This is a genomic window from Rhodococcus sp. MT28 (assembly GCF_058792695.1).
In genome coordinates this window covers 1-552 of record NZ_JBXAFD010000084.1, presented here as the reverse complement: position 1 = coordinate 552, position 552 = coordinate 1, and the positions used below count along the sequence as shown (strand labels likewise).

At 62.3% G+C, this 552-nt stretch carries 1 protein-coding gene; it reads right to left on the bottom strand.

What is annotated here, in order from left to right; translation table 11 throughout:
* On the bottom strand, positions 1-552 hold a 552-nt coding region (locus tag AC1Q6C_RS33735), incomplete at both ends, for an arsenic resistance protein (protein WP_492667140.1).

The following is a 552-nucleotide window of genomic DNA, read 5'->3' as shown; positions in this document are numbered from 1 at the left end:
CGCGATCCGGACGACATCCCAAGGCTGGGAGGTGATCTGTTCGCCCTGCATCGAGAAGAGCACGACGATGGTGAACAGCAGACCGTAGAGCGCCCAGGGGCTGATCTTGGGGATGAACTTGTTGTCGTACCAGTCGCGGCCTTTGGCGCGTTCGCCGAAGAAGCGGGACAGAAAACCTGCCAGCAGCGGGATACCGAGGAAGATCAGGACCGATTTCGCGATCTGCCAGGGCGAGGTGTCGATGGTGGTCTGTTCGAGGCCGAGCCACCCGGGCAGGACCGAGAGGTAGAACCAACCGAGCACGGCGAACATGATCACCTGGAACACCGAGTTGATGGCGACCAGCACCGCGGCGGCTTCGCGGTCTCCGCAGGCCAGGTCGTTCCAGATGATCACCATCGCGATGCAGCGAGCGAGACCGACGATGATCAAACCGGTTCGGTATTCCGGCAGGTCAGGCAGAAACAGCCAGGCGAGGGCGAACATCAGCGCCGGGCCGAGAACCCAGTTCAGGAACAGGGAGCCGGCGAGGAGTTTCTTGTCCCCGGTGAC